Source organism: Pseudomonas sp. P4_C3, from assembly GCF_056402075.1.
In genome coordinates, this window is record NZ_JBFUIC010000073.1 from 1 (window position 1) to 22,306 (window position 22,306).

Genomic DNA, 22,306 nt, shown 5'->3' on the forward strand with positions numbered 1-22,306 from the left:
GCCCTGCACAACAGCAGGCCCGGCCCTTCGGGTTGTGCCTTAAAACGGGCCAGGCTGCGTTGCAGGCCTTGGAAAGGGAACAACCATTTCCAGCGGCCTGCGCCTTGCCTGGCCCGCTTTAAGGCGACAACGCGACGGGAAAACTAATTGAGAACGCCCCCTAAGCTTCCAGGACGGATCAAAAAGCCCTGCACGATGTTTATCGTGCAGGGCTTTTTTGTTAATGCTCGGTTAACTTAGTCAGCTAACGATGCACACTCTTGCTCCACCAAAGGCCCGGTGCAGACGTCTGCGTCTGCACAAGAGAGCCCATTAGCCTGAGTCGATCTGCGTGCGACCCACCGAGATCCCGCGGCAGATTGCTCGACCCCACAACTCAAGATCCATGCGGGCGTGCCCATGATTACCCTGAAGCTCAATGGTCAAGACCATCAACTCGACGTCACCGAGGACATGCCGCTGCTCTGGGCGATCCGCGACGTGGCCGGTTACAACGGCACCAAGTTCGGCTGCGGCATGGGCCTGTGCGGGGCCTGCACCATTCATATCGAAGGGGCTCCGGCCCGCAGTTGCATCACGCCCATCGGTTCAGTCACCGGGCAGAATGTCAGCACCATCGACAACCTGCACGCCGATCCGATCGGCAAAGTCGTGCAGCAAGCCTGGCTCGACACGGCAGTCGCCCAATGCGGCTTCTGCCAGGGTGGGCAAATCATGTCGGCGACGGCGCTGCTCAAGACCAATCCGAACCCCAGCGATGAGCAGATCGAAGAAGCCATGGTCGGCAACATCTGTCGCTGCGGCACCTACAACCGCATCAAGACCGCGATCCGCCAGGCCTCCACTCACCTGAAGGAGGCCAAGGCATGAGCCGGTTACCGAATGATTTCGCCCTGAGCAATCTCAGTCGGCGTGGTTTTATCAAAGGTGTCAGCGCAGCCGGTGCATTGGTCGTCGCCGCGAGTTGGGGCTGGCAGGACGCGTTTGCCGAAGAGAAAGAGAAAAAATTCGGCGCCGACGGCATGCCCCATGGCTGGGTCGATGACCCTAAGGTGTATGTCAGCATCGCCGCCGATGGCACGGTGACCGTGATCTGCAACCGCTCGGAGATGGGCCAGGGCGTGCGCACCAGCTTGACCATGGTGGTGGCCGATGAACTGGAAGCCGACTGGGCGATGGTCAAGGTGCAGCAGGCCCCCGGCGATGAAGTGCGCTTCGGCAACCAGGACACCGACGGCTCGCGCAGCATGCGTCACTGGTACGAGCCGATGCGTCGCTGCGGTGCCGCCGCGCGGACCATGCTCGAACAGGCCGCCGCCGCACAATGGAAAGTGCCGGTCGGTGAATGCCATGCGCAACTGCACAAGGTCGTCCATGAGCCTTCTGGTCGCGAGCTCGGATATGGCGCCCTGGCCTCCGCCGCAGGCGCCTTGCCGGTTCCGGCCCGCGACAGCCTGAAGCTCAAGCAGCCGGCTGAGTTCCGTTACATCGGCAAGGAAGGCACCAAGGCCATCGATGGGGAGGACATCGTCAACGGCCGGGCGGTGTACGGCGCCGACGTGCATTTCGACGGCATGCTGTATGCGATCATTGCGCGGCCCACGGTGTATGGCGGCAAGGTCAAAAGCTTCGATGGCAGCGCGGCGATGAAAGTCCCCGGCGTGGTCAAGGTGGTGCAGATCGAAAGCCGTCCGTTGCCTTCGGAGTTCCAGCCCTTGGGCGGTATCGCCGTGGTGGCGAGCAATACCTGGGCGGCGATCAAGGGCCGCGAGGCGCTGATAATCGAGTGGGACGACGGCCCCAATGCCAGCTACGACTCGATCGCCTATCGCAAGGAACTTGAAGCAGCCTCGCTCAAGCCCGGCAAGGTGGTGCGCAATACCGGCAACATCGACAAGGCCATGGCCAGCGCCGACAGCACCCTGGAAGCCTCCTACTACTTGCCGCATTTGTCACAGTCGCCGATGGAACCGATGGTCGCCATTGCGCGGTTCACGGACGGTGCCTGCGAAGCCTGGGGGCCAAGCCAGGCGCCGCAGGTCACCCGGGAACGGATCGGTGAACGCCTGGGCCTGCCGTTCGACAATGTCACGTTCAACGTGACCTTGCTCGGGGGCGGGTTCGGGCGCAAGTCCAAGCCCGACTTCATCATCGAAGCCGCCATCCTCGCCAAGGAATTCCCCGGTAAAGCGGTGCGGGTGCAATGGACCCGCGAAGACGACATTCATTGTTCTTACTTCCACACCGTATCGGCCGAATACCTCAAGGCCAGCCTGAACAAGGATGGCCTGCCATCCGGCTGGTTGCACCGCACGGTGGCCCCGAGCATCACCGCGTTGTTTGCACCGGGCATGAACCATGAGGCAGCGTTCGAACTGGGCATGGGATTCACCAACATGGCGTATGCGATCCCCAACATTCGCCTGGAGAACCCGGAAGCAACGGTGCACACCCGCGTCGGCTGGTATCGCTCGGTGTCGAACATTCCCCATGGTTTCGCGATCCAGAGTTTTATCGATGAGCTGGCGCACAAGGCCGGGGAGGATCCGCTGAAGTACCAGATCAGATTGCTCGGTCCGGACCGTCAGATCGATCCGCGAACCTTGAGTGACGAGTGGAACTACGGCGAATCCCCCGAGCGTTATCCGATCGACACTGCGCGCCTGCGCACGGTACTGGAGACCGCCGCCAAGGCCGCCGGTTGGGGGCGCGAGTTGCCCAAGGGCCGCGGTCTGGGACTGGCGGTGCATTACAGCTTCGTGACGTATGTGGCGGCGGTGATCGAAGTGGAGGTCAAAGACGACGGCACGCTGGTGGTGCACAAGGCCGACATCGCCGTCGATTGCGGACCACAGATCAATCCCGAGCGCATTCGCGCGCAGTTCGAAGGTGCCTGCGTCATGGGCCTGGGGAATGCGGTGCTGGGGGAAATCAGCTTCAAGGACGGCAAGGTCCAGCAGGATAACTTCCACATGTACGAAGTGGCGCGCATGTCCCTGGCACCAAAAGAGGTGGCCGTGCATCTGGTGACGCCGCCGGGCAACGTGCCATTGGGCGGTGTGGGTGAGCCGGGCGTGCCACCGATTGCACCGGCACTGTGCAATGCGATCTTTGCGGCCACCGGCAAACGCATCCGCAACCTGCCGGTTCGTTATCAGCTGTCGGGCTGGCAGAAGGCTGGCGCCTGATGGACAGCGCCGATCTGAACGTCCTGCGCAGTGTGTTGCAATGGCATCGCGCCGGTCAGCGGGTGGTGTTGTACAGCGTGGTCGAAACCTGGGGCACTGCGCCCCGGGCACCCGGCGCCATGCTGGCCTTGCGTGAAGACGGCATGGTGATTGGTTCGGTCTCGGGCGGGTGTGTCGAAGATGACTTGATCGCCCGGCTGCACGACGGACGCCTTGCGCTTGACGGGCCGCCGGTGCAATTGATCACCTACGGCGTGACCCGCGAGGAAGCCGCACGTTTCGGCTTACCCTGCGGTGGCACCTTGCGCTTGACCGAGGAGCGTATCGACGATGGGGCTTGGGTCGAGCAATTGCTCGCCCGTTGCGAGGCCCATGAAATCGTTGCCCGTGAACTGAACCTGGCCACCGGCGAAGTGCTTTTGCAGCCGGCCAATAAAGCTGACGTGTTGACGTTCGATGGACAGACCTTGCGTGCGATCTATGGCCCGCGCTGGCGCTTGCTGCTGATCGGCGCGGGGCAGCTATCGCGCTATGTCGCTGAAATGGCCCGCCTGCTGGATTTCGAGGTGCTGATTTGCGATCCGCGTAGCGAGTTCGTCTACGGCTGGGAGGAGCAGCACGGACGATTCGTTTCGGGCATGCCGGATGAGGCGGTGTTGAATATCGCGACCGATGAACGCACGGCCATCGTGGCCTTGACCCATGATCCGCGTCTGGACGACATGGCGCTGCTCACGGCCCTGGATTCCAGGGCTTTTTACGTCGGGGCGCTGGGGTCGCGGGTCAACAGCCAGAAGCGCCGGGAAAACCTGGCTCAACTGGGTTTGTCGCAACCGGCGATCGATCGCTTGCATGGTCCGATCGGTTTACATATCGGCAGTCATAATCCGGCGGAAATTGCCTTGTCGCTCATGGCGGAAATCGTGGCGGTCAAAAACGGCGTCGAACTGAAGCAGAAGAAAGTCTTGCAGGAGAGGGTATGAGCGAGTCCATTGGCGTCGTCGTGCTGGCGGCGGGGCAGGGCAGCCGCTTTCGTCAGGTGGCGGGCGCCGAAAAGGATAAATTGCTGGCCGATTGCACCGGGCGTGACGGTGTGGTGCGGTCCGTCATCGAGCATACGTTGGTCAACCTTCCGGCGACGCTGGGCAAGCGCGTGCTGGTGACGACCGCTGACCGCCCGCAGGTTATTCGCATGGCTCAGGCCTATGGTTGCGAGATTGTACTGATCGAATCGACGGGAATGGGCGACAGCATTGCCGCGGGAGTCGCTGCCTGCAAGCAACTCGATGGCTGGCTGATGGTGCTGGGGGATATGCCGTTCATCCTGCCATCCAGTATCGGGCAAGTGGTGGCGGGTATTGGCGATGACAGTATCAGCGTGCCTGTGCAGAGCGGTGAGTGCGGGCATCCGGTCGGGTTCGGACGGGACTTCGCGGCGGGGTTGATGGCGCTATCGGGGGATCGTGGCGCAAAATCGCTGTTTGCCCAAGGGCGGGTAGTTGAAGTGACAGTGGATGATCCTGGTGTGGTGTGGGATGTGGATGTGCCGCAGGCATTGATCTTTAGCCCCGCATAGATCTTCAGATCTACCTGGATCCCCTGTAGGAGCGAGCTTGCTCGCGATAGCGATCTGGCATCCAGCAGAGATGCAATCTGATCCACCGCTATCGCGAGCAGGCTCGCTCCTACAATGGATTGTCGTGAAGTCCTGATATAAAAAAGCCCCGCCTGGATCACCAGGCGGGGCTTTTCAGTGGCCGATGGAATCAGACGAGAGGTTTAGGCTCGTGTTCTTTTTCCTCGGCTTGCTCGTGTTGCTCTACCGTTTTCTGAACGGAGCGCGGCGCTTCGTGGATCACCGACTCAACCGGCTCGGCAGCCACTTCAGCGACCGGGGCTGGCGCTGCCTCAACCACTTCAGCAGCAACCGGTGCAGGCTCGGCAGCAACAACCGCTTCAGCCGGAGCAGCAGCGGCAGCCAGTTCAGCTTCCTTCTGCAGACGCTCGGCTTCACGCTTGCGACGACGCACTTCACGTGGGTCGTTAGGCGCACGGCCGCTTGGCGTCAGGGCGCTGACAGGAGCGGCTTCGACTACCGGTGCAGGTGCTTCGGCAACGACCGGTGCTTCAACGACTGGAGCTTCAACCACCGGCGCTGGAGCCGGTTCTGCAGCAGCAACCACCGGCTCGGAAACCATGGCTTCAGCCACTTGGGTTTCAGCGGCTTCAGCGACGGCTGGCTCGGCAACCCAGTTGAATGCGGTTTGCTCTTCGCGAACTTCACGCACGGTTTCAGTCACGGTTTCAACAACCGCTTCTGCAGCCACGGCAGGAGTTTCTACCACTGGCGCTGGCTCGGCAGCCGCTTCAACAGCTGGCTGAGCTTCTGGCGCTGGCGCTACTTCGATTTCCGGCGAGGCGGTGACTTCGACCGGTGTGGTCGCTTCAACGACTGGCGCTTCAACCGGAGCTGCTTCCAGGGTAGCGGCAGTGGCGCGTTCGGCTTGCACATTGGCTTGCGCTTCAGCTGGAGCGCTGATCACGCTGCTGGCAACCGCTGCGGTGACAGCCAGGCCGGCGGCCAGATCGGCAACGCTTGGTGCTTCAGCGTTTTCGCCGGACTCGGACTCTTCCGAACCTTCGATCACATTGCCGTTGGCGTCACGCTGACGCTCGCGACGGTTGCTGCGACGACGCTGGCCACGGGAGCGGCGGCGTGGACGATCGCCTTCGGCGCCTTCCTGACCTTCTTCCTGCAGTTGCTCTTCGTTGGTGGTCAGTTCTTCTTCAGCTTCGGCTGCGGCAGCTTGTTCGGCACGTGGCTGACGCTCTTCACGCGGAGGGCGTGGCGCGCGTTCTTCACGTGGCTGGCGAGCTGGACGCTCTTCAGCGGTAGCAGCGGCGGCTGGAGCAGCCGGAGTAGCCGGAGTAGCCGGAGCGRCATCCAGAGGCTCGCGCAGTTCACGAACGCGTTCTTCGCGCTCACCCCGTGGCTTGCGATCTTCACGCGGAGCGCGCGGGGCACGTTCTTCGCGAGGAGCGCGTGGTGCGCGTTCTTCGCGGGCGACTGCCGGAGTTTCTTCGCGGGTCTCGCGAGGTTCGCGCACTTCGCGTGGTTGGCGCTCTTCACGCGGTTCACGTGGGGCGCGTTCTTCACGCGGTGCACGTTCTTCGCGAGGCTTGCGCTCTTCATCGCGGCGAACATTACGGTTGCGGCTTTGCTGGCGACCGTTGCGACGCTCTTCGTTGCGGGCTGGACGCTCGGCAGCAGGCTTTTCAACCACAACCGGCGCGACAGGCTCTTCCTTGGTGGCAAACAGGCTCACCAGCGACTTAACCAGGCCTTTGAACAGGCTTGGCTCTGGCACGGCAGCCGGAGCAGGGGCCGGAGCGGCAACTTCGGTCGGAACCGGAGCATTGGCGCGGGCCGGCGCCGTCTTGACCGCCGCTTCCTGGCGAACCAGGGTGCGGGTTGCAGCGGCTGGCTGGACTTCTTCCACTTCGGCAGCGGCAGCGGCGATTTCGTAGCTGGACTGGTTGGTGGCCGCTTCCGGGCTGTCATCACGCAGGCGCTGCACTTCGAAGTGCGGCGTCTCGAGGTGATCGTTCGGCAGAATGATGATGCGGGCGCGGGTGCGCAGTTCGATCTTGGTGATCGAGTTGCGTTTTTCGTTGAGCAGGAACGCAGCCACCGGGATCGGCACTTGTGCACGAACTTCGGCGGTACGGTCTTTCAGGGCTTCTTCTTCGATCAGGCGCAGGATCGCCAGGGACAGCGATTCAACGTCACGGATGATGCCGGTGCCGTTGCAACGCGGGCAGACGATGCCGCTGCTTTCGCCCAGGGACGGACGCAGGCGCTGACGGGACATTTCCAGCAGGCCGAAGCGCGAGATGCGACCGACTTGCACGCGAGCGCGGTCGGCTTCCAGGCATTCGCGGACTTTCTCTTCCACGGCGCGCTGGTTCTTGGCAGGGGTCATGTCGATGAAGTCGATGACGATCAGGCCGCCGATGTCGCGCAAGCGCAACTGACGGGCGATTTCTTCGGCCGCTTCAAGGTTGGTCTGCAGGGCGGTTTCTTCGATGTCGCTGCCTTTGGTGGCGCGCGCCGAGTTGATGTCGATGGACACCAGGGCTTCGGTCGGGTCGATGACGATGGAACCGCCGGAAGGCAGTTCGACGACACGCTGGAAAGCGGTTTCGATCTGGCTTTCGATCTGGAAACGGTTGAACAGCGGAACGCTGTCTTCGTACAGTTTGATCTTGCTGGCGTACTGCGGCATCACCTGGCGGATGAAGGTCAGGGCTTCGTCCTGGGCTTCAACGCTGTCGATCAGCACTTCGCCGATGTCCTGGCGCAGGTAGTCGCGGATCGCGCGGATGATCACGTTGCTTTCCTGGTAGATCAGGAACGGCGCGGAACGATCCAGCGAGGCTTCCTTGATGGCAGTCCAGAGTTGCAGCAGGTAGTCGAGGTCCCACTGCATTTCTTCGCTGCTGCGGCCCAGGCCGGCAGTGCGCACGATCAGGCCCATGTCGGCCGGTGCAACCAGGCCGTTCAGGGCTTCACGCAGTTCATTGCGCTCTTCGCCTTCGATGCGACGGGAGATACCGCCGGCACGCGGGTTGTTCGGCATCAGCACCAGGTAACGACCGGCCAGGCTGATGAAGGTGGTCAGGGCGGCGCCCTTGTTGCCACGCTCTTCTTTTTCGACCTGAACGATGACTTCCTGGCCTTCGCTCAGGACGTCCTTGATGTTGACGCGACCTTCCGGGGCTTTCTTGAAGTATTCGCGGGAGATTTCTTTGAGGGGCAGGAAGCCGTGGCGCTCAGAGCCGAAATCGACAAAGGCAGCCTCGAGGCTTGGTTCGATGCGAGTAATCCGGCCTTTATAGATGTTGGCCTTCTTCTGCTCGCGTGCACCGGATTCGATGTCCAGGTCGTAGAGGCGCTGGCCATCTACCAGTGCAACACGCAACTCTTCGGGTTGAGTTGCGTTAATCAGCATTCTTTTCATGTAGTACCGTCGGTTTCCGGGCTGCCGGAAACGGCGTTCGGCACACACGACTTCTCACGGTCGGTGTCAGGTGCGTCGGGAGTGGTTGGCCATTTCCCGTGTCCAGCGAAGTCCGGCCAATGTGGGCCTTCATCGCGACGTACGCGTCCTGCTTGCTGTGGCTACTTAAGCACTCAGTCAGGAGGAGGAATCAACCAGCGGCTGTGGACGAGATGAAGCGTCTTGAGAAAGCCTGTTGCTACACAGTCCGGCGGTTGTGCATCTCCACCCTACACGTATCCCTGATAATTCGGGTGCTGCCGCGCGCAGAATCCGCAGCGGGTTGGCATTTACCGTGAGCTCCGAAAGGGGGAGGTCACGCATCATGGCTAATTTAGGCGTTGTTTCCGATGCCTTCGCTCGGGGTCATTCGCAGCTGACTGCACTTTGTGAACTGGCCGTGAATATGGCGCGCAAAACGAGTGGAAAACTCTGCTTTGTGGCGTGATTCAGGCCTCATGTCACCTGCGCTCGTTACACCTGCAAACTCCACCGTTACGTAGCGAAAGCCCCGTAGGACGGCCTCGCGTCCTGGTGAATTGCGTTGGTCAGGGCCGGTTTTTGACCGTTGGTCCGCTGTCCAGGCCGCTTTTGGCGACGTTCGCGACTATAGCAGTAATGATTAAGTGCTTCAATTCCATAAAAAATTGTTATCATCCGCGGCATGACGACGACTACCCCCCCGACTCCAGGCGTACAACTGCTTGAGGTCTCGCCGGAATATGCCGGCCAACGTATTGATAATTTCCTTCTCGCCCGACTCAAAGGCGTGCCCAAGACCTTGATTTACCGCATTTTGCGCAAGGGCGAAGTGCGTGTGAACAAAGGTCGGATCAAGCCCGAGTACAAGTTGCAGGCGGGCGATATCGTGCGCGTGCCGCCGGTTCGTGTGCCCGAGCGCGACGAGCCGGTGCCACTGGCGCAGGGGTTGCTGCAGCGACTCGAAGCCTCGATTGTCTTCGAAGACAAGGCCCTGATCGTGATCAACAAGCCTGCGGGCATTGCGGTTCATGGCGGTAGCGGCCTGACTTTCGGGGTGATCGAAGCCTTTCGTCAGTTGCGCCCCGATTGCAAAGAGCTCGAGCTGGTTCACCGTCTCGACCGTGATACCTCCGGCCTGTTGATGATCGCCAAGAAACGCAGCATGTTGCGCCATTTGCACACCGCGTTGCGCGGTGATGGCGTCGACAAGCGCTACATGGCGCTGGTCCGCGGTAACTGGGCGAGCTCGATCAAGCAAGTCCGTGCGTCGCTGGGCAAGAGCAATCTGCGTTCCGGCGAGCGCATGGTCGAGGTCGACGAGGAGGAGGGGAAGGAGTCCGTGACCGTGTTCAAGGTCCTGCGCCGCTTCGGCGACTTTGCCACCATGATCGAGGCCAAACCGATTACCGGCCGGACTCACCAGATCCGTGTCCACACTCTGCACGCCGGGCATTGCATCGCTGGCGACACCAAGTATGGCGACGAAGGTTTCAGCAAGGAAATCCGCGATCTGGGCGGCAAGCGTCTGTTCCTGCACGCCTACATGCTGACCGTGCCACTTCCCGATGGCGGTGAGCTGAAGCTGCAAGCGCCGGTCGACGAGATGTGGGCCAAGACCGTGGAGCGATTGAGTGCGCCCATCTGATTACAAGCTGCTGATCTTCGACTGGGACGGCACTCTGGCCGATTCCATTGGCCGGATTGTCGAGGCAATGCACGTTGCCTCGCAGCGCTCCGGATTTGAGCTGCGCGATGATTTTGCCGTCAAGGGCATCATCGGCCTGGGCTTGCCGGAAGCGATCCGCACGCTGTACCCCGAAATCGCTGATGCCGAGCTGATCGCGTTCCGTGAGCACTATGCTGAGCATTACATTGCGTCGGAGGCTGTGCCTTCGCCGCTGTTCGAGGGTGTGGTCGAGTCGCTCGAGGCGTTTCGTGCCGAGGGCTATCATCTGGCTGTGGCGACCGGCAAGGCCCGTCGCGGGCTGGATCGGGTGTTGAAGTCCCATGGCTGGGAGAATTACTTTGATATCACCCGCGCTGCCGACGAGACCGCCAGCAAGCCCCATCCGCTGATGCTCGAGCAAATCCTGGCCCATTGCGAGGTTCGCCCGGAACAGGCGTTGATGGTCGGTGATTCGTCCTTTGATCTGCAGATGGCACGCAACGCCGGCATGGGCTCGGTGGCCGTCAGTTATGGCGCCCAATCGATCGATGCGTTGAAGTTGTATGAGCCGCGACTGGCCATCGACCGTTTTTCAGAATTGCATGCCTGGCTGAGTCAGCGGGCTTAACCGGTTGTTTTTGGGGTGGATGGCATGACCGACGAATGGAAGGCGCCCGCCAAGGCGAGCGCAGAGAGCGGTGACGACAAAAGCTGGAAGTTGCTGGAGAAGACACTGCTGGCCGGCGTGCAGGAGCAGCGCCGGTCCCGTCGCTGGGGGATATTCTTCAAGCTGCTGACTTTTGTGTATCTGTTCGGCGCAATTGCCCTGTTTTCGCCGCTGATGGATATGGAAAAGGCCGCTACCCGCAGTGCCAATTACACGGCGCTGATCGATGTGACAGGCATGATTGCCGACAAGGAGCCGGCCAGCGCAGACAATATCGTTGGCAGCCTGCGCGCGGCTTTCGAGGACGACAAGGTCAAGGGCGTCATCCTGCGCATCAACAGCCCGGGCGGCAGTCCGGTGCAGTCGGGTTATGTCTATGACGAGATCCGTCGCCTGCGCGGCCTGCACCCGGACACCAAGCTGTATGCGGTCATTTCCGACCTGGGGGCTTCCGGTGCCTACTACATCGCCAGCGCGGCGGATCAGATCTACGCCGACAAGGCGAGCCTGGTCGGCTCCATCGGTGTGACGGCAGCCGGTTATGGCTTTGTCGGCACCATGGAGAAGCTGGGCGTCGAGCGTCGCACTTACACCTCTGGCGAGCACAAGTCATTCCTCGATCCGTTCCAGCCACAGAAGCCGGAAGAAACCGCCTTCTGGCAGGGCGTGCTCGATACGACCCACCAGCAGTTCATCAATAGCGTCAAGCAAGGGCGTGGCGATCGCCTGAAGGACAAGGARCATCCGGAGCTGTTTTCCGGTCTGGTCTGGTCCGGCGAGCAGGCGTTGCCGCTGGGGTTGATCGACGGGCTGGGCAATGCCAGTTCGGTTGCGCGGGATGTGATCGGCGAGAAAGAGCTGGTGGACTTTACCGTTCAGGAGTCGCCGTTCGATCGCTTCTCGAAAAAACTCGGTGCCAGCGTGGCTGAGCATTTGGCGATGTGGATGGGTTTTAACGGTCCGTCGCTGCGCTGAGTCTCTTGTGATAAAAAAACCGGCATCAGCCGGTTTTTTTTAGAATCAAAAGATCGCAGCCTGCGGCAGCTCCTACAGGATTTGGGTGTGCCCGCGATTCATGGGTGAAACCGGCCCGCGTAGGAGCTGCCGAAGGCTGCGATCTTTTGAACTTCAGGGGATTTGCACGCCTTCGGTCAGGAGCATGTCGGTCAAGCGAATCAGTGGCAGGCCGACGAGGCTGGTGGCGTCAGGGCCTTGCGTGCTTTGAAACAGGCTCACCCCCAACCCTTCGGCCTTGAAGCTGCCTGCGCAGTCGTAGGGCTGCTCGGCGTGCAGGTAGCGTTCGATGCGGGGTGCGTCGAGTGTGCGCATGTGTACGGTGAACGGCACGCAATCGACCTGGCAGTGCCCGGTCTGGCTGTTGAGCAGGGCCAGGCCGGTCAGGAACGTCACGCGTGTGCCGCTGGCGGCCAGCAGTTGTTCGCGGGCTTTTTCGAAAGTGTGGGGCTTGCCGATAATTCGCTCTCCCAGCACGGCGACCTGGTCGGAACCGATTATCAGATGAGCGGTATGGCTGTCGGCCAGGGCGCGCGCTTTCTCTTCGGCGAGGCGCTTGACCAGCTCGATGGCGGATTCGCCAGGGCGATGGCTTTCGTCGATATCCGGCGAGCTGCACGTGAAAGGCAGCTGCAGGCGGGCCAGCAATTCCCGGCGATAGACCGAGCCAGAAGCGAGTAATAAAGGCAGCATGCGCATCTCCATAAGGCAGGTGCGAATTCTAGCGAGGCTTCCAAGTGACGGACAGGGCTGAATTTCCTTTGACATGGGCGGGTGCATCCCTATAATGCTGCGCCTATGTTGAATGACCCGATTCCACCTCACGTTGACCCGCGCAAATTGGCTGATCGTGGCACCACCCTTCAAGGTGAAATGCTGCTGGCCGATTTGGAGAGACTCTGCGACCCGCTTTCCGACAATGTCGGTACGGTGCAGGCTAAATTCGTTTTTGAACGAGATGAACGTAAATCTGTGGTCATCCACAGCTTTATCGACACTGAAGTCAAAATGGTTTGCCAGCGTTGTCTTGAGCTGGTCACCCTGCCGATCCACAGCGAATGCAGTTACGCCGTGGTGAAGGAGGGTGCGAATACCCAGTCGTTGCCGAAAGGTTATGACGTGCTGGAACTGGGCGAAGATCCTTTGGATCTGCAGTCACTGATCGAGGAGGAGCTTCTGCTCGCCTTGCCCATTGTGCCTGCTCATCATCCGGAAGAATGCCAGCAGCCGGCGGGAGCAGATGAGCCCGAACCGAGCGAGGACGAGGTAACGCGGTCCAACCCGTTCAGTGTATTGGCGCAGTTAAAGCGTGACCCAAACGTTTAGGAGTTAATCAATTATGGCTGTTCAGCAGAACAAAAAATCCCGCTCTGCCCGTGACATGCGCCGTTCGCACGACGCTCTCGAGGCTAGCACCCTGTCTGTAGAAAAAACCACCGGTGAAGTTCACCTGCGTCACCACGTATCGCCAGAAGGCGTATACCGTGGTCGTAAAGTGATCGACAAGGGCGCTGACGAGTAATCACTTGTCCGCTCAAGTCATCGCGATTGACGCAATGGGCGGGGACTTCGGTCCCCGCAGCATTGTTCAGGCCAGCCTTGCTTGCCTGTCTGCTACACCCTCGCTGCACCTGACCCTCGTCGGTCAACCCTCCCTACTTGAAGAATTGATCGCTGGCCATTCGGCTGTGGATCGCGCGCGCCTGTCGATTGCCCCGGCGAGCGAAGTCATTACCATGGACGAAAAACCCACCCAGGCCTTGCGTGGCAAACCTGACTCGTCGATGCGTGTAGCCCTGGAGTTGTTGCGCGACGGCAAGGTCCAGGCCTGTGTCAGTGCCGGCAATACCGGGGCGTTGATGGCGTTGTCGCGGTTCGTGCTCAAGACCTTGCCGGGTATTGATCGTCCGGCCATGGTGGCGGCGATTCCGACGCAGAAAGGTTATTGCCAGTTGCTCGATCTGGGCGCCAATGTCGATTGCAGTGCCGAGCATCTGTTGCAGTTTGCAGTCATGGGCTCGGTTGCCGCGGAGACTCTGGGCATCACCCGTCCACGGGTGGCGTTGCTGAATATCGGCACCGAAGATATCAAGGGCAACCAGCAGGTCAAGCTGGCCGCCACTTTGTTACAGGCCGCTCGCGGCATCAATTACATCGGTTTCGTCGAAGGCGACGGTTTGTACCGCGGCGAAGCGGATGTGGTGGTGTGTGACGGTTTTGTCGGCAACATCCTGCTCAAATCCAGCGAAGGCCTGGCGACCATGATTGCCGGGCGCATCGAGGCGTTGTTCAGAAAGAACGTAGCCTCTCGCGTGGTCGGCGCGCTGGCGCTGCCCTTGATGAGGCGTCTGCAGGCCGATCTGGCACCTGCCCGGCATAACGGCGCGAGCTTTCTCGGATTGCAGGGGATCGTGGTGAAGAGCCACGGTTCTGCCGGAGTGCAGGGTTTTCAGAGCGCCATTCAGCGCGCACTGATCGAAATTCAGGAAAACCTGCCCGAGCGCATTCACGGTCGTCTGGAGGATTTATTGCTTTAGGCGTTTTCGTCGGACAATGCTTAAATGTGACCGGTTGGTTCGATGGGTCATCCAACTGTCAGTTTCTTGCGCCCCCAAGCGGGACGCCAATTCTCCGACGACAAGATCATTAGGGGCTTGTTACATGTCTGCTTCCCTCGCATTCGTCTTTCCGGGACAGGGTTCGCAGTCCCTCGGCATGCTGGCCGAGCTGGGCGCGCAACATCCGGTTGTTCTCGAAACATTCAAAGAAGCTTCCGATGCACTGGGTTACGACCTGTGGGCACTGACCCAGCAAGGGCCGGAAGAGCAACTCAATCAAACCGATAAAACCCAGCCGGCCATTCTGACTGCCTCGATCGCCCTGTGGCGTCTATGGCTGGCGGAAGGTGGTGCGCGCCCGGCATACGTTGCCGGGCACAGCCTGGGTGAATACAGCGCGCTGGTCGCGGCAGGCAGCCTGAGCCTGGGCGATGCAGTGAAGCTCGTCGAACGTCGTGGCCAGCTGATGCAGGAAGCCGTGCCGGCCGGACAAGGCGGTATGGCTGCCATCCTGGGCCTGGACGATGCCGACGTACTGGCAGCCTGTGCCGAAGCGGCGCAAGGCGAAGTGGTCAGTGCGGTGAATTTCAACTCACCGGGCCAGGTGGTCATTGCCGGTGCCAAGGCTGCCGTCGAGCGCGCCATTGAAGGCTGCAAGGCGCGTGGCGCCAAGCGCGCCATGCCGTTGCCGGTCAGCGTGCCGTCCCATTGCGAGCTGATGCGCCCGGCTGCCGAGCGTTTCGCCGAATCGATCGCCGAGATCGACTGGCAGGCACCGCAGATTCCTGTGGTACAGAACGTCAGTGCCCAGGTGCCGGCCGATCTGGAAACCCTCAAGCGTGATTTGCTCGAACAGCTGTACAAGCCGGTACGCTGGGTCGAATCCATACAGGCGCTGGCAGCCAAGGGCGCGACCAACCTGGTCGAGTGCGGCCCGGGCAAAGTGCTGGCGGGTCTGAACAAACGTTGCGCCGAAGGCGTGTCGACATCCAACCTCAATACCCCAGATGCTTTCGCTGCCGCCCGTGCAGCGTTGGCCTGAATCAGGAGAAGCTTGCATGAGTCTGCAAGGTAAAGTTGCACTGGTCACCGGTGCGAGCCGTGGCATCGGCCAGGCCATCGCCCTGGAACTGGGTCGTCAGGGCGCCATCGTTGTGGGTACCGCGACCTCCGCGTCGGGTGCCGAGCGCATTGCCGCGACCCTGAAGGAAAACGGTATTCAAGGCACTGGCCTGGAACTCAACGTCACCAGCGACGAGTCCGTGGCGGCTGTTCTGGCGAGCATTCAGGAGCAGTTCGGTGCGCCGGCGATCCTGGTCAACAATGCCGGCATCACCCGCGATAACCTGATGATGCGCATGAAAGACGACGAGTGGCATGACGTTGTCGATACCAATCTGAACAGTCTGTTCCGCCTGTCCAAGGGCGTTTTGCGCGGCATGACCAAAGCCCGTTGGGGCCGAATTATCAGTATTGGTTCGGTTGTGGGTGCCATGGGCAACGCAGGCCAAGTAAACTACGCTGCCGCCAAGGCTGGTCTGGAAGGTTTCAGCCGTGCTCTGGCGCGTGAAGTCGGTTCGCGTTCGATTACGGTAAACTCGGTGGCCCCTGGGTTCATCGATACCGATATGACCCGTGAACTGCCCGAGGCGCAGCGTGAAGCCTTGCAGACGCAGATTCCGCTGGGTCGTCTGGGGCAGGCTCAAGAGATCGCGTCCGTGGTCGCTTTTCTTGCGTCGGACGGTGCGGCTTACGTTACCGGAGCTACAATCCCGGTGAACGGCGGGATGTACATGTAATTCAAATGTGACGGATTGCTTCAAAAAAATGTCATACGAGCTGTCTAAAATCCGTTATAAAGCTGCAATCTATTTTATAGGCATAGGGTCACCGGGTTTGAGGAGTGAAGCTTTCAGTTGAAAAGCTGAAAAGTCTTTCTATACACTTACCCACTGGCCAGCCGCCTGAATTTGTCCATTAGGAGTGAAAACAAGGTATGAGCACCATCGAAGAGCGCGTCAAGAAAATCGTTGCTGAGCAACTGGGCGTTAAAGAAGAAGAAGTGGTCAACACTGCTTCCTTCGTAGAAGACCTGGGTGCCGACTCCCTTGACACCGTTGAGCTGGTGATGGCTCTGGAAGAGGAATTCGAGACCGAAATCCCTGACGAAGAAGCCGAGAAGATCACTACTGTACAAGCTGCAATCGACTACGTTACTAGCCACCAGGCGTAATAGTTTGTAATCGTTGCTCGCTGTCATGGAAAAACCGCACTGCCATCACGGCGTGCGGTTTTTTCTTTAGGCCTGATGCAAAGTCGTCATTTGAAAAAGGAGAGTGCTGTGTCGCGTAGACGCGTCGTAGTCACCGGTATGGGTATGTTGTCGCCACTGGGCACGGATGTGCCAAGCAGCTGGCAGGGCATTCTGGCTGGCCGCAGTGGCATTGGTCTGATCGAACACGCCGACCTTTCTGCCTATTCCACCCGTTTTGGCGGCTCGGTAAAGGGCTTCAATGTCGAGGAATACCTGTCGGTCAAGGAAGCCCGCAAGCTCGACCTGTTCATTCAATACGGTCTGGCCGCAGGTTTTCAGGCGGTACGCAATTCCGGCCTGGAAGTCACCGACGCCAACCGTGAACGCATCGGCGTGGCCATGGGCTCGGGTATTGGCGGACTGACCAATATCGAAGAAACCGCCCGCACGCTGCACGAGACCGGCCCACGACGGATTTCTCCGTTCTTCGTGCCAGGCTCGATCATCAATATGATTTCCGGTTTCCTGTCGATCCATCTGGGGGCACAGGGACCTAACTACGCCATCGCCACGGCCTGTACCACCGGTACTCACTGCATTGGCATGGCGGCCCGCAACATCATGTACGACGAAGCCGACGTGATGATTGCCGGCGGTGCCGAGATGGCCGCCTGCGGCCTGGGCATGGGCGGCTTCGGTGCCTCCCGCGCGCTGTCGACCCRCAACGACGAGCCAACCCGCGCCAGCCGTCCATGGGACAAGGGCCGCGATGGCTTCGTGCTGTCCAACGGTGCCGGTGCGCTGGTGCTGGAAGAGCTCGAGCACGCCAAGGCGCGTGGCGCGACCATCTACGCCGAGCTGATCGGTTTCGGCACCAGTGGCGATGCCTACCACATGACTTCGCCGCCAGCCGATGGCGCCGGTGCTGCGCGCTGCATCACCAATGCGCTGCGCGATGCCAAAATCAATGGCGATCAAGTGCAGTACATCAATGCCCACGGCACTTCTACTCCCGCAGGCGACCTGGCCGAAGTCAATGCGATCAAGTCGGTGTTCGGCGAGCACGCCTACAAGCTGGCCGTCAGTTCGACCAAGTCCATGACCGGTCACCTGTTGGGTGCGGCGGGCGCGGTCGAGGCGATCTTCAGCGTGCTGGCAATCAACAGCCAGGTAGCGCCGCCGACCATCAATCTCGATGAGCCGGACGAAGACTGCGACCTTGATTTCGTGCCGCACACGGCGCGCAACATGGATATCGATGTGGTCGTTTCCAACTCCTTCGGTTTTGGCGGCACCAACGGCTCGCTGGTGTTCCGCCGGTTCGCAGGCTGATGGACAGCTGGGTCGACGGTCAGCCGGCTGACGCTTTGTCGCTGAAGGATCGCGGCCTGGCTTATGGCGATGGTCTGTTCGAGACCATCGCCGTGCGCAACGGGCAGCCCGTATTGCTGGACCGGCATCTGTCGCGTCTGGCGGACGGCTGTTCGCGTCTGGCGCTTGCCGCCGATCAGGCGTTGATCCGCAGCGAACTGCTGGCCTACGCCGCGGCACTGGGTGACGGGGTGCTCAAGCTCATCCTCACTCGTGGCGATGGTCTGCGCGGTTACGCCCCGGATCCTTCGGCTCAGGCCCGACGCATTCTGCAAGGCAATCCACCCGTTGCTTACCCTGCCGTGCATGGCGAGCAGGGTGTTCGTCTGTTTCCTTGCTCCACGCGATTGTCCAGACAGCCATTACTGGCCGGCCTCAAGCACCTGAACCGTCTTGAACAAGTCCTCGCCCGTGCCGAATGGCAGGACACCGAGCATGCCGAAGGCTTGATGCTCGATCAGGCCGGGCGCGTGATTGAAGGCGTGTTCAGCAATTTGTTCCTGGTGCGTGATGGCGCACTCATCACCGCTGACCTCAAGCGCTGCGGCGTGGCCGGCGTGATGCGTGGCGAAATATTGTCCCAGGCCAGGTCGCTGGGAATCCCCACGCAAATCACCGACATTCCCCTCGAACAACTGCAATGGGCTGACGAAGTCTTTGTCTGCAACAGCGTGTATGGCGTTTGGCCGGTGCGCGCCTGTGCTGCTCTTCACTGGCCGGTTGGGCCGCTCACCCGTAAACTCCAAATCATTGCCCGTGCGCTACTGGATGCTTGATACGTGAGACGTAAATTCTTGCTGCTGCTGGAAACCGGACTGGTTCTGGCAGGGCTGCTGTTGGGTGCTTCAGCCTGGAAAATTCATTCGGCGCTGGTACAGCCGCTGAACATTGCCCAGGAGCAATTGCTGGATGTGCCCAAGGGCACCACGCCGACCCGCACCTTCTACCGACTCGAAGCCAATGGCGTCATCAAGGACGCATTCTGGCTGCGGGTATATTGGCGCTTCAACCTCGCCAGGCAACCCCTGCACAGCGGTGAATACCGCATGAAGCCGGGCATGACCGTCGAAGGCCTGATCGACCTGTGGAAACGCGGGGAAATGGTTCAGTACAGCCTGACCCTGGTCGAAGGCTGGAATTTCCGTCAGGTCCGCGCAGCGCTGGCCAAAGAAGAGAAGCTCGACCATAGCCTCGACGGTTTGAGCGACAGCCAGGTCATGGACAAGCTCGGCCACAGCGGGATTTTCCCGGAAGGGCGCTTCTTCCCTGACACCTATCGTTACGTGCGCGGCATGTCCGATATCGAGCTGCTGAAAACCGCTTACGAGCGCCTCGACGAAGTGCTCGCCAAGGAATGGGAGCAGCGCGCCGCGGATGCGCCGTACACCGAACCCTACCAGGCGCTGATCATGGCCTCGCTGGTGGAGAAGGAAACCGGCGTACCGCAGGAGCGCGGGCAAATTGCCGGCGTGTTCGTACGACGCATGGCGATGGGCATGCTGCTGCAGACCGATCCGACGGTAATCTACGGCCTTGGCGACCGCTACAGCGGCAAGCTGACCCGGGCTCACCTCAAGGAATCGACGCCCTATAACACCTACATGAATGCGGGCCTGCCGCCGACGCCGATTTCGATGGTCGGTCGCGAAGCCATCCATGCGGCACTCAATCCGGTGGAGGGCAACAGCCTATACTTCGTGGCGCGCGGTGATGGCACTCACGTGTTCTCCGACGACCTGGACGCTCACAACAATGCTGTGAAGGAATTCCAGCTCAAGCGTCGTACCGATTACCGCTCCAGCCCGGCGCCCGCCTCCACGCCCGAGACGCCGCCAACCGAGGCTGAGCAAACCGGTACGCAGGAGGCCAAGTCTTCGCAAGAGTTGGCTCCGATCCCGGCCGCTTCACCGAACACGGCTCCCGAGGCGCTACCGCAAGTGCCGGCGCAAGATCCTGCGCCAGCCCCTGAAATGCCGGAACCCGATGCCAACGCACCGAAAAGCCCGCAATGACTCTGACTAAGGACTGCCTGTGACTGGCTTGTTTATTACTCTGGAAGGCCCGGAAGGCGCCGGCAAGAGCACCAACCGCGAATACCTGGCCGAGCGCTTGCGCGCCGCCGGCATCGAGGTGGTGCTGACCCGCGAGCCGGGTGGCACGCCGTTGGCCGAGCGCATCCGTGAAGTACTGCTGGCCCCGGTCGACGAAGTCATGAGCCCGGACGCCGAGTTGCTGCTGGTGTTCGCGGCGCGTGCCCAGCACCTGGCCGAGGTGATTCGCCCGGCGCTGGCCCGCGGTGCCGTGGTCTTGTGTGATCGTTTTACCGATTCGACATACGCCTACCAGGGCGGCGGCCGTGGCTTGTCGCTGGAGCGCATCGCGACCCTGGAAACCTTCGTTCAGGGTGAACTGCGTCCGGACCTGACGCTGATTTTCGATCTGCCTGTCGAGGTCGGTCTGGCCCGCGCCAGTGCCCGCGGTCGTCTGGATCGCTTCGAGCTCGAAGGCCGGACCTTTTTCGATGCCGTACGCAGTGCCTTCCTCAAGCGCGCCGAGGCGGATCCGGCGCGTTATGTGCTGGTCGATGCGGCCCAACCGTTGGCACAGGTTCAGCAATCGCTGGATGCCTTGCTGCCGCGCCTGCTGGAGTTGAACCGTGGCTGAGGCCTATCCGTGGCAGGAAAACCTTTGGCAGCACCTGGCTGGTCGCGCCCAGCATGCGCATGCCTACCTGCTGCATGGCCCGGCCGGGATCGGCAAGCGGGCACTGGCCGAGCGCCTGATGGCCAGCTTGCTGTGCCAGCGCCCGAACGCGCTGCAAGCCTGCGGTGAATGCAAATCCTGTCTGCTGCTCAAGGCTGGCAGCCACCCGGATAACTACATCCTGGAACCGGAAGAAGCCGACAAGGCGATCAAGGTCGATCAGGTTCGCGACCTGGTCGGTTTCGTGGTGCAGACTGCGCAGTTGGGCGGGCGCAAAGTGGTGCTGATCGAACCAGCCGAGTCGATGAACATCAACGCCGCCAACGCCTTGCTCAAAAGCCTTGAAGAACCGTCCGGCGATACAGTGTTGTTGCTGGTCAGCCATCAGCCGAGCCGTTTATTGCCAACCATCAAGAGTCGCTGCGTGCAGCAGGCCTGTCCGCTGCCGRGCGAGACCATGAGCTTGAAGTGGCTGGCCCAGGCGTTGCCGGAGTGTTCCGAAGAAGAGCGCGTCGAACTGCTGACACTGGCCGCCGGTTCGCCACTGGCGGCGGTCAATCTTCAGGCCCAGGGCGTGCGTGAGCAACGCATGCAAGTGGTGGAAGGGGTGAAAAAACTCCTCAAGCAACAGCAGTCGCCGACGCAACTGGCCGAAGAGTGGAAAAACATTCCGATGTTGCGCCTGTTCGATTGGTTCTGCGATTGGTCGAGCCTGATCCTGCGCTATCAGTTGACCCAGGACGAAGCTGGCCTGGGCCTTGCCGACATGCGCAAGGTCGTGCAATACCTGGCGCAGAAAAGCGCCCAGGGCAAAGTCCTCGATATTCAGGACTGGATTCTCGCCCAGCGACAGAAAGTCTTGAGCAAGGCCAACCTCAATCCGGCCTTGCTACTGGAGGCATTGCTGGTGCAATGGGCGTCGTTGCCTGGCCAAAGATGACTGTCCGCGCCTAGACTCCGAGTATCAGAACATCCGCCCGTCCCACCCATTCGATACAAGTTGCAGCCCTTTTATGCTCGTAGATTCCCATTGTCACCTTGATCGCCTCGACCTGGCCGCCCACGGCGGCTCCCTGGATGCCGCCCTGGAGGCTGCCCGACAGCGCGGGGTAGGGCACTTTCTGTGTATCGGTGTCAGCGCGGACAACGCGGCCGACGTCAAAGCCCTGGCCGAACGTTATGACGACGTCGACTGCTCGGTGGGCGTGCACCCTCTGGATGTGCAGCCGGGGGCCGCGCCGGCGCTGGACTGGCTGTTGCAGGAGCTCAATCACCCGCGGGTGGTCGCCATCGGCGAAACCGGCCTGGATTACCACTACGAGCCGGAAGCGGCGCAGTTGCAGCAGGAATCCTTTCGCCTGCACCTGCAAGCGGCGCAGCAGACCGGCAAACCGGTGATCATCCACACCCGTGGGGCCCGCACCGATACCCTGGACTTGTTGCGTGAAGCGGCCTTGCCCCAGGCAGGCGTATTGCATTGCTTTACCGAAGACTGGGAAATGGCGAAGGCTGCACTGGACATGGGCTATTATATTTCCCTGTCCGGGATTGTCACTTTCCGCAATGCCGATGCGTTGCGTGATGTGGCCAGCAAGGTGCCGGCCGACCGATTGCTGGTGGAAACCGACTCGCCGTACCTGGCGCCGATTCCCCATCGCGGCAAGCCAAACCTGCCGCAGTACGTGCGTGAAGTTGCGGAATTTCTGGCAATGTTGCGTGGTGAGCCCTACGAGCGGTTTGCCGAGCAGACCACTGAGAACTTCAAGCGGTTGTTTCCGTTGGCGCATGTGAAATCAGTTTAGGGTTCGAAGCCGCTTTCGCGAGCAGGCTCGCTCCCACAAGG

At 60.9% G+C, this 22,306-nt stretch carries 21 protein-coding genes; 19 read left to right on the top strand and 2 right to left on the bottom strand.

Features of this window, described 5'->3' with window-relative positions; translation table 11 throughout:
- Positions 1-399 precede the first annotated feature (399 nt).
- Genes AC1DVH_RS14315 through AC1DVH_RS14330 form a run of 4 tightly spaced genes read left to right on the top strand, consistent with a single transcriptional unit; the run spans position 400 to position 4,764 of the window.
- Entirely contained in the window at positions 400-870 is a 471-nt protein-coding gene (locus AC1DVH_RS14315; RefSeq protein ID WP_477754354.1) for a (2Fe-2S)-binding protein, read from the top strand.
- Positions 867-3,188 carry a xanthine dehydrogenase family protein molybdopterin-binding subunit gene (locus AC1DVH_RS14320; RefSeq protein ID WP_477754355.1) on the top strand — a complete coding sequence of 774 codons (2,322 nt, stop codon included), beginning with the start codon at positions 867-869 and terminating at the stop codon, positions 3,186-3,188. The genes AC1DVH_RS14315 and AC1DVH_RS14320 overlap by 4 nt, the downstream gene beginning before the upstream one ends.
- A complete protein-coding gene (locus AC1DVH_RS14325) occupies positions 3,188-4,171 on the top strand; it encodes an XdhC family protein (protein ID WP_477754356.1) in 984 nt (327 codons plus the stop codon). Before AC1DVH_RS14320 ends, AC1DVH_RS14325 begins: the two co-directional genes overlap by 1 nt.
- Entirely contained in the window at positions 4,168-4,764 is a 597-nt protein-coding gene (locus tag AC1DVH_RS14330; RefSeq protein ID WP_477754357.1) for a nucleotidyltransferase family protein, read from the top strand. Before AC1DVH_RS14325 ends, AC1DVH_RS14330 begins: the two co-directional genes overlap by 4 nt.
- 190 nt (positions 4,765-4,954) lie before the next feature.
- On the opposite strand, the gene rne is transcribed toward AC1DVH_RS14330, so the two are convergent.
- Positions 4,955-8,209: a ribonuclease E gene (gene rne / locus AC1DVH_RS14335; protein WP_477754358.1), complete on the bottom strand. Its 3,255-nt coding sequence runs from the start codon at positions 8,207-8,209 to the stop codon at positions 4,955-4,957.
- 703 nt (positions 8,210-8,912) lie between these two features.
- Between rne and rluC the strand changes: the two genes are divergently transcribed.
- The 3 genes from rluC to AC1DVH_RS14350 are packed head-to-tail and all read left to right on the top strand — an operon-like array spanning position 8,913 to position 11,538.
- Positions 8,913-9,875, top strand: a complete 963-nt coding sequence (gene rluC, locus AC1DVH_RS14340) for a 23S rRNA pseudouridine(955/2504/2580) synthase RluC (protein WP_477754359.1) — start codon at positions 8,913-8,915, stop codon at positions 9,873-9,875.
- Complete coding sequence (locus AC1DVH_RS14345) at positions 9,862-10,524, top strand: HAD-IA family hydrolase (protein ID WP_477754360.1); 663 nt, start codon at positions 9,862-9,864, stop codon at positions 10,522-10,524. Before rluC ends, AC1DVH_RS14345 begins: the two co-directional genes overlap by 14 nt.
- Positions 10,525-10,548: 24 nt before the next feature.
- A complete protein-coding gene (locus tag AC1DVH_RS14350) occupies positions 10,549-11,538 on the top strand; it encodes a S49 family peptidase (RefSeq protein ID WP_477754361.1) in 990 nt (329 codons plus the stop codon).
- A 153-nt stretch (positions 11,539-11,691) separates the two neighbouring features.
- Here the strand turns inward: AC1DVH_RS14350 and AC1DVH_RS14355 are convergent, their stop codons facing one another.
- Positions 11,692-12,270 carry a Maf family protein gene (locus AC1DVH_RS14355; protein ID WP_477754362.1) on the bottom strand — a complete coding sequence of 193 codons (579 nt, stop codon included), beginning with the start codon at positions 12,268-12,270 and terminating at the stop codon, positions 11,692-11,694.
- A 105-nt stretch (positions 12,271-12,375) separates the two neighbouring features.
- Here AC1DVH_RS14355 and AC1DVH_RS14360 point away from each other — a divergent pair, with 105 nt between their 5' ends.
- From AC1DVH_RS14360 to AC1DVH_RS14415, 12 genes are all read left to right on the top strand, one after another.
- A complete protein-coding gene (locus AC1DVH_RS14360; RefSeq protein ID WP_007942001.1) occupies positions 12,376-12,903 on the top strand; it encodes a YceD family protein in 528 nt (175 codons plus the stop codon).
- Between the two features lie 13 nt (positions 12,904-12,916).
- Positions 12,917-13,099 (top strand): 50S ribosomal protein L32, encoded by a 183-nt coding sequence (gene rpmF / locus AC1DVH_RS14365; protein WP_003179396.1) that lies wholly within the window; start codon positions 12,917-12,919, stop codon positions 13,097-13,099.
- A gap of 4 nt (positions 13,100-13,103) precedes the next feature.
- Complete coding sequence (gene plsX, locus AC1DVH_RS14370) at positions 13,104-14,114, top strand: phosphate acyltransferase PlsX (RefSeq protein WP_477754363.1); 1,011 nt, start codon at positions 13,104-13,106, stop codon at positions 14,112-14,114.
- A gap of 124 nt (positions 14,115-14,238) precedes the next feature.
- The gene (gene fabD / locus AC1DVH_RS14375) at positions 14,239-15,177 is read left to right on the top strand and encodes an ACP S-malonyltransferase (RefSeq protein ID WP_477754364.1); all 939 of its coding nucleotides are present in this window, start codon (positions 14,239-14,241) and stop codon (positions 15,175-15,177) included.
- A 16-nt stretch (positions 15,178-15,193) separates the two neighbouring features.
- Complete coding sequence (fabG, locus tag AC1DVH_RS14380) at positions 15,194-15,934, top strand: 3-oxoacyl-ACP reductase FabG (RefSeq protein WP_007997043.1); 741 nt, start codon at positions 15,194-15,196, stop codon at positions 15,932-15,934.
- A gap of 197 nt (positions 15,935-16,131) precedes the next feature.
- The gene (gene acpP / locus AC1DVH_RS14385) at positions 16,132-16,368 is read left to right on the top strand and encodes an acyl carrier protein (protein WP_003175607.1); all 237 of its coding nucleotides are present in this window, start codon (positions 16,132-16,134) and stop codon (positions 16,366-16,368) included.
- A 108-nt stretch (positions 16,369-16,476) separates the two neighbouring features.
- Positions 16,477-17,721, top strand: a complete 1,245-nt coding sequence (gene fabF / locus AC1DVH_RS14390) for a beta-ketoacyl-ACP synthase II (RefSeq protein ID WP_477754365.1) — start codon at positions 16,477-16,479, stop codon at positions 17,719-17,721.
- On the top strand, positions 17,721-18,536 hold the full coding sequence (pabC, locus tag AC1DVH_RS14395; RefSeq protein WP_477754366.1) for an aminodeoxychorismate lyase: 816 nt from the start codon (positions 17,721-17,723) through the stop codon (positions 18,534-18,536). Before fabF ends, pabC begins: the two co-directional genes overlap by 1 nt.
- A 3-nt stretch (positions 18,537-18,539) precedes the next feature.
- The gene (gene mltG, locus AC1DVH_RS14400) at positions 18,540-19,772 is read left to right on the top strand and encodes an endolytic transglycosylase MltG (protein WP_477754367.1); all 1,233 of its coding nucleotides are present in this window, start codon (positions 18,540-18,542) and stop codon (positions 19,770-19,772) included.
- A 19-nt stretch (positions 19,773-19,791) separates the two neighbouring features.
- Positions 19,792-20,424: a dTMP kinase gene (gene tmk, locus AC1DVH_RS14405; RefSeq protein WP_477754368.1), complete on the top strand. Its 633-nt coding sequence runs from the start codon at positions 19,792-19,794 to the stop codon at positions 20,422-20,424.
- Entirely contained in the window at positions 20,417-21,403 is a 987-nt protein-coding gene (locus AC1DVH_RS14410; protein WP_477754369.1) for a DNA polymerase III subunit delta', read from the top strand. The genes tmk and AC1DVH_RS14410 overlap by 8 nt, the downstream gene beginning before the upstream one ends.
- Before the next feature lie 73 nt (positions 21,404-21,476).
- Positions 21,477-22,265, top strand: a complete 789-nt coding sequence (locus AC1DVH_RS14415) for a TatD family hydrolase (protein ID WP_477754370.1) — start codon at positions 21,477-21,479, stop codon at positions 22,263-22,265.
- The last annotated feature ends 41 nt before the right edge of the window (positions 22,266-22,306 follow it).